This is a genomic window from uncultured Alsobacter sp. (genome assembly GCF_945952055.1).
Classification (GTDB): Bacteria; Pseudomonadota; Alphaproteobacteria; order Rhizobiales; family Beijerinckiaceae; genus Alsobacter.
Window position 1 is genome coordinate 18,639 of sequence record NZ_CAMFHB010000068.1, and the last position, 10,302, is coordinate 28,940.

General features: G+C 69.8%; 9 protein-coding genes. 7 read left to right on the forward strand and 2 right to left on the reverse strand.

Annotated features, from left to right (window positions below; translation table 11 throughout):
* Positions 1 to 3: 3 nt before the first annotated feature.
* The 6 genes from Q0Q47_RS28945 to leuB all read left to right on the forward strand — a co-directional run bounded on the left by Q0Q47_RS28945 (position 4) and on the right by leuB (position 7,267).
* Positions 4 to 1,113, forward strand: a complete 1,110-nt coding sequence (locus tag Q0Q47_RS28945; protein WP_293868295.1) for an ABC transporter ATP-binding protein — start codon at positions 4 to 6, stop codon at positions 1,111 to 1,113.
* Between the two features lie 190 nt (positions 1,114 to 1,303).
* On the forward strand, positions 1,304 to 2,857 hold the full coding sequence (locus tag Q0Q47_RS28950; protein WP_293868297.1) for an FAD-dependent oxidoreductase: 1,554 nt from the start codon (positions 1,304 to 1,306) through the stop codon (positions 2,855 to 2,857).
* On the forward strand, positions 2,854 to 3,630 hold the full coding sequence (locus Q0Q47_RS28955; protein WP_293868299.1) for a 3-ketoacyl-ACP reductase: 777 nt from the start codon (positions 2,854 to 2,856) through the stop codon (positions 3,628 to 3,630). The genes Q0Q47_RS28950 and Q0Q47_RS28955 overlap by 4 nt, the downstream gene beginning before the upstream one ends.
* Before the next feature lie 24 nt (positions 3,631 to 3,654).
* Positions 3,655 to 5,313 (forward strand): GMC family oxidoreductase, encoded by a 1,659-nt coding sequence (locus Q0Q47_RS28960; protein ID WP_293868301.1) that lies wholly within the window; start codon positions 3,655 to 3,657, stop codon positions 5,311 to 5,313.
* 2 nt (positions 5,314 to 5,315) lie between these two features.
* Positions 5,316 to 6,011: a D-lyxose/D-mannose family sugar isomerase gene (locus Q0Q47_RS28965; RefSeq protein ID WP_293868303.1), complete on the forward strand. Its 696-nt coding sequence runs from the start codon at positions 5,316 to 5,318 to the stop codon at positions 6,009 to 6,011.
* 143 nt (positions 6,012 to 6,154) lie between these two features.
* The gene (leuB, locus tag Q0Q47_RS28970; protein WP_293868305.1) at positions 6,155 to 7,267 is read left to right on the forward strand and encodes a 3-isopropylmalate dehydrogenase; all 1,113 of its coding nucleotides are present in this window, start codon (positions 6,155 to 6,157) and stop codon (positions 7,265 to 7,267) included.
* A 192-nt stretch (positions 7,268 to 7,459) separates the two neighbouring features.
* On the opposite strand, the gene Q0Q47_RS28975 is transcribed toward leuB, so the two are convergent.
* On the reverse strand, positions 7,460 to 7,768 hold the full coding sequence (locus Q0Q47_RS28975) for a hypothetical protein (protein ID WP_293868307.1): 309 nt from the start codon (positions 7,766 to 7,768) through the stop codon (positions 7,460 to 7,462).
* Positions 7,769 to 7,848: 80 nt separating this feature from the next.
* Positions 7,849 to 8,673, reverse strand: coding sequence for a hypothetical protein (locus tag Q0Q47_RS28980; protein ID WP_293868309.1), 825 nt, complete (start codon positions 8,671 to 8,673; stop codon positions 7,849 to 7,851).
* 467 nt (positions 8,674 to 9,140) lie between these two features.
* Here Q0Q47_RS28980 and Q0Q47_RS28985 point away from each other — a divergent pair, with 467 nt between their 5' ends.
* A complete protein-coding gene (locus Q0Q47_RS28985) occupies positions 9,141 to 10,187 on the forward strand; it encodes an aspartate-semialdehyde dehydrogenase (protein WP_293868311.1) in 1,047 nt (348 codons plus the stop codon).
* The last annotated feature ends 115 nt before the right edge of the window (positions 10,188 to 10,302 follow it).

Sequence of the window (10,302 nt, forward strand, 5' to 3'; positions counted from 1 at the left end):
GCGATGGCCTTTCTCGAAATCGCTGGGCTGAAGAAGCGCTTCGGCAACGTCGAGATCCTCAAGGGGATCGACATCACCCTCGACAAGGGCGGGTTCCTGGTGCTGGTCGGGCCGTCGGGCTGCGGCAAGTCCACGCTGCTCAACACCATCGCGGGGCTGGAGACGATCACCTCCGGCGAGATCCGCGTGGAGGGCACGCCCATCAACGGGCTGCATCCCTCCAAGCGCGACATCGCCATGGTGTTCCAGAGCTACGCGCTCTATCCGAACATGACGGTGGCGCAGAACATCGGCTTCGCGCTGGAGATGCGCGGCGTTGCGAAGGCGGACCGCGACAAGGCCATCGCCGACGTCGCCAAGACCTTGCAGATCTCGCACCTGCTCGACCGCAAGCCGAGCCAGCTCTCGGGCGGCCAGCGCCAGCGCGTCGCCATGGGCCGGGCACTGGTACGCAACCCGCGCATCTTCCTGTTCGACGAGCCGCTCTCCAACCTTGACGCCAAGCTGCGCGTCGACATGCGCACCGAGATCAAGCGCCTGCACCAGACGACCGGCGCCACGATCGTCTACGTCACGCACGACCAGATCGAGGCGATGACGCTCGCCACCAAGATCGCGGTGCTCAAGGACGGCGAACTGCAGCAGGTCGGCACGCCGGCCGAGATCTACAACCGGCCCGCCAACCTCTTCGTCGCCGACTTCATGGGCAATCCCGCCATGAACCTGATGGAGGCGAGCGTCGTCAGCGAGGGCGGGCGCACCCTGCTCTCGCTTACGCGGTCCGGCGACAACGACATCCGCCTGCCGGTTCCGGCCTCGGCCTCCTCGCAGGGGCTGGACGGGCGCAAGGTGATCCTGGGCATCCGTCCCGAGGCGATCACCGACCGTGACGGCGCCGACCGCAATGCAAGCGCGGTGGAAGTGGTGGAGTCGCTGGTCGAGGTCGTGGAGCCCGCCGGCTCCGACACCTTCGTCGTCACCCACATCGCCGGCAAGGAGGTGACGGCCCGCATGCGCGCCGACGCCGACGTGAAGGCCGGCTCGCGCCTGCCCTTCGCGTTCAACCTCGACAAGGCGGTGCTGTTCGATCCCGGCACGGGGCGGCGGATTTGAGGGGCGACTGCTTTCGATAGGGTGCAAAACCCTCCGCTCGTCCTGCCCGGGCTTGGCCCGGGCATCCACGACTTTGCCGGGGTCTCCCCAAAGTCGTGGGTGGCCGGGCCGACCCCGGCCATGACGGTGGAGAGATTTGCGTGAGCTGGAAACGCGTCGTGGCTCCTGCGGCAGCACTATGGACCATCTCATGAACGCGATCCCGCAAGGCTCGCCGGACATCCTGATCGTCGGCTCCGGCATCGGCGGCGCCACGCTCGCCGCGGGGCTCGCGGCCACGGGCGCACGGATCACGATCGTCGAGCGTGGGGAGCAGCTTGCCGCGCAGCCGGAGGCGCGCGATGCGGCGGCCATTTTCGGGCGGGGGCATTTCCGGCCCGACGAGCGCTGGATCGACGGCGAGGGCCAGCCGTTCAATCCGGGCAACTATTACTACCTCGGCGGCAACTCGAAGTTCTTCGGCGCGGTGATGCTGCGCTACCGCGAGCGCGACTTCGAGGCGCTCGAGCATGCCGACGGCGTGTCGCCGGCCTGGCCGTTTGCCTATGCGGAGCTTGCGCCCTGGTACGCCGAGGCGGAGCGTCTGTTCGCGGTGCGGGGCGCGGCCGGGGAGGACCCGACCGAACCGCCGCGTGCCGATGGCTACGCGTACCCGCCGGTGCCCGACGAAGCGCCCATCGCGGCCCTGCGCGAGCGGCTCGCGCGGCAAGGCCTGCATCCCTTTTCGCTGCCGCTCGCCGTCGACATCGAGCGCTGGCTGCAGCACGGGCGCACCCCCTGGGACGCCTTCCCCGACACGCGGTCCGGCAAGATCGACGCCGAGAATGTGCTGGCCCGGGCGCTCGCCCATCCCGACGTCCAGGTGCTGACGAAGACCCGGGCCCGGCGCCTGCTGCTCGCCGCCGATGGACGGCGCATCGACGGGGTGGAGGTCGAGCGCGACGGCGTCACGAGCGTGATGCGGGCGGGGACGATCGTGCTCGCCACGGGCGCGGTGAACTCCGCCGCCCTGCTGCTCGCGTCCGCCACCGAGGCCGCGCCCGACGGGATCGCCAACCGCTCAGGCGTGGTCGGCCGGCACTTCATGAACCACAACTGCACCGCGATGCTGGCCTTCGATCCGCGGCTGCCCAATCCGTCCGTCTACCAGAAGACGCTCGGGCTCAACGACTTCTACTTCGACGACGGGAAGGGCGGGCCGCCGCTCGGCAACGTGCAGTTGCTCGGCAAGATCACCGCGCCGATCCTGAAACCACAGCTCCCCTGGATGCCGAACCCGCTCCTCAAGCTCGTGTGCGGCTACAGCTTCGACTGGTACCTCATGAGCGAGGACCTGCCCGATCCCGAGAGCCGCGTGACGCTCGACGGCGGCGAGATCCGCCTGACCTGGAAGCGGACCAACGTGACCGGCCATCGGCTCCTCGTGGAGCGCATGCGCGAGGTCTTCCGCGCCGCCGGCTTCCCGGTGGTGCTGGCGAAGGCTTTCGACTGGCGCACGCCCTCCCACCAGTGCGGCACGGTGCGCTTCGGGACTGACCCCGCAACATCCGCGCTCGACGTGTGGTGCCGGGCCCATGACCACCCGAACCTCTACGTGATGGACGCCTCGTTCCTGCCGACCTCGGCGGCGGTGAACCCCGCGCTGACCATCGCGGCGCAGGCGCTGCGGGTGGCCGATCACCTGGCGCGCAGCCTGGGCGGTAGAGCCGCCGCGATCGGCCTGAACACGGAGGCACGGACATGACGTCTAACCGCCCTGTCGCCGTGGTCACGGGCGCGGGCCGTGGCATAGGCCGCGCCATCGCCCTCGAACTCGCCGGCATCGGGTTCGATCTGGCCTTGCCACTGCTCGACCCGACCGATGCCGAGTCCCAGCAGGTGGAGGCCGATGCCCGCGCGGCAGGCGCCACCGTGCGGCTCTTCACCTTCGATCTCGCCGACGTGGAGGGGCACCCCTCCATCGCCAAGGCGATCGCGGCGGCCTTCGGCCGGCTCGATTGCCTCGTCAACAATGCGGGCATCGGATCGCCGCGCCGGGGCGACCTCATGGACCTCACCCCGGATGCCTTCGACACCGTGATCGGCGTCAACCTGCGCGGAACGCTGTTCTTCACCCAGGCCTGCGTGCGCGAGATGCTGGTTCTCGGCGGTGCCGGCCATCCACGCTCCGTGGTGACCATCTCCTCGGTCTCCGCCGAGATGGCCTCTCCGGAGCGCACCGACTACTGCATCTCGAAGGCCGGGCTCTCGATGGCCCTGAAGAACCTCGCGCTCCGGCTCGCCGGCGACGGCATCGCCGTGTTCGAGGTGCGGCCCGGGATCATCCGGACGCCGATGACCGCGCCCGTCTCCGCCCGCTACGACGCCCGCATCGCCGACGGCCTCGTGCCGGCGGGACGCTGGGGCGAGCCCGCCGACGTGGCGGCCACGGTGTCCGCACTGGTGTCCGGCCGCATGGCCTTCGCCACCGGCAGCGTCGTGAACGTCGACGGCGGCCTCAGCCTGCCACGCTTCTGATCCGTCGCCCGGGAGGGTTCGACCATGGCGTACGACTACATCATCACCGGGGCCGGTCCGGCCGGCTGCGCGCTGGCTCACCGGCTCACGGAGGATCCGGACGTTTCGGTGCTGCTGCTCGAAGCGGGCGGCATGGACCGCCATCCGCTGTTCCACATGCCGGCCGGCTTCGCCAAGATGACCAAGGGCATCGCGAGCTGGGGCTGGTCGACGGTGCCGCAGCGCCACCTCGACAACCGCGTGCTCTGGTACACGCAGGCCAAGGTCATCGGCGGCGGCTCCTCGATCAACGCGCAGATCTACACGCGCGGCAACCGGGCCGACTACGACGGCTGGGTCTCGGAGGCGGGGTGCGAGGGCTGGGGCTACGCCGACGTGCTGCCGTACTTCCGGCGCGCGGAGGACAACCAGCGCTTCGCCGACGCCTATCATGGCTCCGGCGGACCGATCGGCGTCAGCGTGCCCATCAACCCGCTACCGATCAGCGAGGCCTTCCTTCGGGCGGCGCAGGAATACGGGATTCCCTACAACCCCGACTTCAATGGCGCGGTGCAGGACGGCATCGGCCACTATCAGGTGACCGTGCGCAATGCGCGGCGTTCCTCGGCCGCGGTGGCCTACCTGAAGCCGATCCGCGACCGCCGCAACCTCACCATCCGCACGGGCGCCATGGCGACGCGGATCGTGGTCGAGAAGGGCAGGGCGACCGGCGTCGAGATCGCGGCCGAAGGCGGCCGGCAGGTGCTGCGCGCCGGGCGTGAGGTCATCGTCTCCTCCGGGGCCATCGGCTCGCCGCGCCTGCTGCAGCTCTCGGGCATCGGCCCCGCCGATCACCTGCGCACGGTCGGCGTCGACGTCGTCCACGACCTGCCGGGCGTGGGGGCGAACCTGCAGGACCACCTGGATCTCTACGTCATCTGCGAGTGTACCGGCGATCACACCTACGACGGCTACGCCAGACCGCATCGCAGCGTCTGGGCGGGATTGCAGTACCTCCTGTTCCAGAAGGGGCCCGTGGCCTCCACGCTGTTCGAGACGGGCGGCTTCTGGTACGCCGACAAGGCGGCCCGCTCGCCCGACATCCAGTTCCACCTGGGGCTCGGATCGGGCATCGAGGCCGGCGTCGACAAGCTGCAGAACGCCGGCGTGACGCTCAACACCGCCTTCCTGCGTCCGCGCTCGCGCGGGTCGGTGCGCCTCGCCAGCGCCGATCCTTTCGCCATGCCCCTGATCGACCCGAACTACTGGGCCGACCCGTACGATCGCGCGGTGGCGCTGGACGGGCTGCGCATGGCCCGCGAGATCCTGCAGCAGCCGGCGTTGAAGCCGTTCATCCTGGCCGAACGCCTGCCGGGGCCGGGGCACGACAGCGACGAGGAGCTGGCGCGCTACGCCTTCCGCACCTGCAAGACGGACCATCACCCGGCGGGGACCTGCAAGATGGGCAGCGACCCGATGGCCGTGGTCGGCACGGATTTGCGCGTGCACGGTCTGGAGGGCTTGCGCGTGTGCGACAGTTCGGTCATGCCGCTCCTGGTGTCGTCCAACACCAACGCGCCGACCGTGATGATCGGCGAGAAGGGGGCGGACATCATCCGCGGGCTGGCGCCGCTCGGCGCGGCCCGCAATGCCCTCGACCCTGGCCGGCCCGCGGGGCCGGCGCGCAGCATGGAGACCGCCTGAGCATGCGCCGCTCCGCCCTCGACAGCGCCATCGACGCGGCGCGCTCCGCCTGCCAGCGGTTCGGCTACGCCCTGCCGCCCTTCGCGACCTGGAGTCCCGCCGACGCGCAGGCGCATCCCCGCGAAATCGTGGCCATGGCCCGTGCCGGTCTCGGCTGGGCGGTCGCCGAGTTCGTGCCCGGGCGCTTCGAGAGCGACGGGCTCGTCGTGTTCACGGTGCGGATGGGCGATCCCGCCCTGCTCGGCACCGGCGGCGGCAAGCTCTACGGCGAGAAGGTGCTGGTGGCGCGCGACGGACAGCGCACGCCGCACCATTTCCACGTGGTGAAGACCGAGGACATCATCAACCGCGGCGGCGGGCGTTTCGTCGTGGAGCTCGTGGGGGTGGACGAGCAGGGACACCCGACGGGCCAGCCGGTCGACGTGGTCAAGGACGTGTCGGTCGTCCGCGTACCGCCCGGCGGACGCGTGGTGCTCGAACCCGGCGAGAGCATCCAGCTCGACCCCTATGTCGCCCACGCCTTCTGGGCCGAGGGGGGCACGGTGCTCGCGGGCGAGGTGTCCCTCGTCAACGACGACGCCACCGACAACCATTTCATCCCTGGCCTGGTGGCGCCGGCGCCGATCGAGGAGGACGAGCCGGCCCGCTACGTGACCGTGCGGGACCTGCCGGGCCTGGTGGCGCGCCTGAGGCGCTGACCCGGACCCGGCCCCCGCCTCGCGGCGGACCGCGAAATTCCAAGCCGACGCATGCTTCTTTGCGAAAAGCCGGGTTCCACCTTTTCGCCGCATGCTCTAAACCGGCGCTCGACAGACCACAGGCTTTCCGGGGGAACTCACCGATGGCGTCCTACAATCTTCTTCTGCTGCCGGGCGACGGCATCGGCCCCGAGGTGATGGCCGAGGTGTCGAAGCTCGTCACCTGGTTCACCAAGCAGGGCATCGCCCGCTTCGAGACCGAGACGGATCTCGTCGGCGGCGCCTCCTACGACGCCACGAAGCAGTCGATCACCGATGCCGCCATGGGCCGCGCGATGGCGGCCGACGCCGTGCTCTTCGGTGCCGTGGGCGGACCCAAGTGGGACGCGGTGGCCTACGACGTGCGTCCGGAAGCGGGCCTGCTGCGCCTGCGCAAGGACCTCGGCCTCTTCGCCAACCTGCGCCCGGCCATCTGCTACGGCGCGCTGGCCGATGCCTCGTCGCTGAAGCGCGAGCTGGTCGAAGGGCTCGACATCGTCATCGTCCGCGAGCTCACGGGCGGCGTCTATTTCGGCGAGCCGAAGGAGATCGTGACGCTGGAGAACGGCGAGAAGCGCGCCGTCGACACGCAGGTCTACACGACCCACGAGATCGAGCGCATCGCGGCGGTGGCCTTCGAGCTCGCCCGCAAGCGCCGCAACAAGGTGACCTCGTCCGAGAAGCGCAACGTCATGAAGTCGGGCGTGCTGTGGAACCAGGTGGTCACGGCGCAGCACAAGCGCGACTACGCCGACGTGCAGCTCGAGCACCAGCTCGCCGACGCGCTCGGCATGCAGCTCGTGCGTCAGCCCAAGCAGTTCGACGTCATCGTCACGGACAACCTGTTCGGCGACATGCTGTCGGACGTGGCCGCCATGCTCACCGGCTCGCTCGGCATGCTGCCGTCGGCCTCGCTCGGCGCCGAGGATCCTGCCACCGGCAAGCGCAAGGCGCTTTACGAGCCCGTGCACGGTTCGGCGCCGGACATCGCCGGCAAGGCGCTCGCCAACCCGATCGCCATGATCGGCTCCTTCGCGATGACGCTGCGCTACTCCTTCGGCCTGACGGACGCGGCCGACATGGTGGAGAAGGCGATCTCCAGCGTGCTCGACCAGGGCCTGCGGACGAAGGACATCGCCTCGCCCGGCCAGAACGCGGTCAGCACCGCCGAGATGGGCGATGCTATTCTGAAGGGTGTCCAGACGCTGGCGCGTTGATCGCGCCCTTCACGAGCCGAACGAAAACGCCGCCGCGGTGTCCGCGGCGGCGTTTTCGTTGTGGGGCTCACTCCCTCCGCACGTCCTGCCCGGGCTTCGGCCCGGGCATCCACGACTTGAGGATGGCCCGGGCAAAGTCGTGGATCCTCGGGCCAGGCCCGAGGATGACGGTGGAGAGGGTTGAGGATCCGCTCAGCGCCAGTAGAAGTTCGGCGTGTTGACCGTGACGCCGCAGCAGTTGGGCACGTAGAAGCGGCCGGGCAGCGTCTCGCCGCCGCCGATGCTGGCATTGCCGTAGGGGGGCGAGCCCATCGACTGGCCCACCAGCACGTAGTTGGTCGCCCCGGTCGAGCCGGGCTTCACGATCACGCCGGCGTCGAAGTAGGAGCGCGCGCGGATCGTGACCTCGCGCGAGCGCTTCGGCGCGGCCTCGGCCGGAACGGCCGCGGCCATTGCGCCGAGGAAGAGGGCGGAGAGGGCGAGGGCGGAAGCGCGAAGCATGGGGATCCTCCGGGTGCTCGGACCGTCGATGCTTCGGTCCGTCGAGCTGTTGCTGGGGTCTTCGTTCAGGCGGCGTGCGATCAGGCTGGCCGTCGCTGGGTGGCGACGGGACGGGGTGGAGCGGGCGCCGGCGGGCACCCGCTGAGGCGCTGGCGTTCGGCGGTCTGGAAGACGGTCCGCAGGCCGCGGTCGCCGTTCGCCGGCGCGATTTCCAGCCGGTCGACGAGGCAGGCGACGGCGCGGCGGTCCACGGGTCGCGCCGACCCGCCACACGTCCAGCCGGACAGGCGTAGGTCGGCGGCGTCCACGTTGAGCCGCCAGGCGATGCAGCTGTGCTCGGCCTGGCCGTCCGAGAACACGACGTCGGCGGCCTCGGCGATGCCGAACTTGGTCGGCAGGCCGTCCGGCACGGCGCTGCGCGCCAGCGCGAAGCCGGCCTCGGCCGCGCGCCTCGCGAAGGCCAGGTAGAAGGTCTGGGGCGGGCCGGCCTCGGCGCCCGGGCGATAGGCGACGAGGGCGGCGAAGCCCTGCGGCTGGCCCGGGGCGGCGAAGGAGAAGACGTCCTCGCGCCCTCCGCCTTCGCCGTGGACCCTCACGTCGAGGGCCGGGCGTTCGGCAAAGGCCGTGGTTTCGAGCAGGAAGGCCGCCTGGGGTCGCGGAACGCTGGTCCACACCGGCGGCGCCAGCGTGACGCGCGCTTCCTCGACGTGCTGGCCGGGATCGGGGCGGCTCGCCATCAGCGATCCGGCGGTGACCAGGAGGCTCAACAGGGTCGCGACACCGACGAGCACGAGCCCCGGACGCCGGCGCAGCAGCCGCGCGCCACGCCAGCGCACGCCCGCCAGCGGCGGCGGCTTGCGCAGCGTGATCCGGCGAAAATCGCCCGAGGTGAAGGGAACCGTCATCGGCAGCGACCCAGGACAGCGACGATGCCGGCCGCTCCGTCGCGGGACGGATCCGGCCGGCATGGTTGCCGACCGGTTGACCGGGCTCATCGACTTTGAACAGCGGGCCTGACGGGGTGGTTACCAACTCGTAGCGATTGTAACTCACGGTCAACAGACGGTTGACGCGCAGCGTTAACCGTCCGTCACCGCCGGCCCCGGCCCGCGTCGGATTGACAAGTTCCGACAGGCGGTGTTTCTGCTCCCGCGGCTTCGCGCCGGAACAGGGATTGCCATGCCTCTCGTCACGTCGACCAAAACGACGACGAAAACGCCGGCCGCCAAAAGCGGCACGGCAGGCTGACGCTTTTCCTCGCTCCGGACACTCCCCCGGCGGGGGATGAGGACGGGACCGCCAAAGGCGGTCGACGCTCCCGGGGGAGATCGCAGGGCCCGACGGGCTCCTTCTTCAGACAGGAATGACAGCCATGGGTTTCAAGGTCGCCGTCGTCGGTGCCACGGGCAATGTGGGCCGTGAAATGCTTTCCATCCTCGATGAGCGCGCCTTTCCGGCCGACGAGGTCGTGGCGCTCGCCTCCAGCCGCAGCGTCGGCACGGAAGTGTCCTACGGCGATCGCACGCTGAAGGTGAAGGCTCTCGAGCACCACGACTGGTCGAAGACGGACATCTGCCTGATGTCGGCCGGCTCGACGGTGTCGAAGGACTGGTCGCCGCGCATCGGCGCGCAGGGCTGCCTCGTCATCGACAACTCCTCCTGCTGGCGCTACGACGAGCGCGTCCCGCTCGTGGTGCCGGAGGTCAACGCGCATGTCCTGCCGGACTACATGCGCAAGGCCGACAAGCTCAACATCATCGCCAACCCGAACTGCTCGACGGCCCAGCTCGTCGTGGCGCTGAAGCCGCTGCACGACAAGGCGACGATCACCCGCGTGGTGGTCTCGACCTACCAGTCGGTCTCCGGCGCCGGCAAGGACGGCATGGACGAGCTCGACCGGCAGACCAAGGCCATCTACTCGCTGCGCGACGTGGAAATGAAGAAGTTCCCCAAGCGCATCGCCTTCAACCTCATCCCGCACATCGACGTGTTCATGGATGACGGCTACACGAAGGAAGAGTGGAAGATGACGGTCGAGACCAAGAAGATCCTCGACCCGAAGATCAAGCTGACCGCGACCTGCGTGCGCGTGCCGGTGTTCATCTCGCATTCCGAAGCCGTGAACGTCGAGTTCGCCAACCCGATCACGGCGGACGAGGCCCGCGACATCCTGCGCGCGGCCCCCGGCTGCCTCGTCATCGACAAGCGCGAACCCGGCGGCTACATCACGCCCCACGAGGCGGCCGGCGAGGACGCCACCTACATCTCGCGCATCCGCGAGGACGCCACGGTCGAGAACGGCCTGTCGTTCTGGTGCGTGTCCGACAACCTGCGCAAGGGCGCGGCGCTCAACGCCATCCAGATCGCCGAGGCGATCATCAACCGCAACCTGCTCCAGCCGAAGCAGAAGGCGGCCTGAGGCCTTTACGGGCCAGCATCCAATGCGACGAAGCGGCCGCCGGGCCTAGAGCCCGGCGGCCGCTTTCGTTTGGCCCGCATCTCTCAACCGTCATGGCCGGGCCTGGCCCGGCCAC

Excerpts from the sequence above, each read along its gene's own strand:
- Q0Q47_RS28945 (WP_293868295.1), top strand. The coding sequence starts at position 4 with ATGGCCTTTCTCGAAATCGCTGGGCTGAAGAAGCGCTTCGGCAACGTC.
- Q0Q47_RS28950 (WP_293868297.1), top strand. The coding sequence starts at position 1,304 with ATGAACGCGATCCCGCAAGGCTCGCCGGACATCCTGATCGTCGGCTCC.
- Q0Q47_RS28955 (WP_293868299.1), top strand. The coding sequence starts at position 2,854 with ATGACGTCTAACCGCCCTGTCGCCGTGGTCACGGGCGCGGGCCGTGGC.
- Q0Q47_RS28960 (WP_293868301.1), top strand. The coding sequence starts at position 3,655 with ATGGCGTACGACTACATCATCACCGGGGCCGGTCCGGCCGGCTGCGCG.
- Q0Q47_RS28965 (WP_293868303.1), top strand. The coding sequence starts at position 5,316 with ATGCGCCGCTCCGCCCTCGACAGCGCCATCGACGCGGCGCGCTCCGCC.
- leuB (WP_293868305.1), top strand. The coding sequence starts at position 6,155 with ATGGCGTCCTACAATCTTCTTCTGCTGCCGGGCGACGGCATCGGCCCC.
- Q0Q47_RS28975 (WP_293868307.1), bottom strand. The coding sequence starts at position 7,768 with ATGCTTCGCGCTTCCGCCCTCGCCCTCTCCGCCCTCTTCCTCGGCGCA.
- Q0Q47_RS28980 (WP_293868309.1), bottom strand. The coding sequence starts at position 8,673 with ATGACGGTTCCCTTCACCTCGGGCGATTTTCGCCGGATCACGCTGCGC.
- Q0Q47_RS28985 (WP_293868311.1), top strand. The coding sequence starts at position 9,141 with ATGGGTTTCAAGGTCGCCGTCGTCGGTGCCACGGGCAATGTGGGCCGT.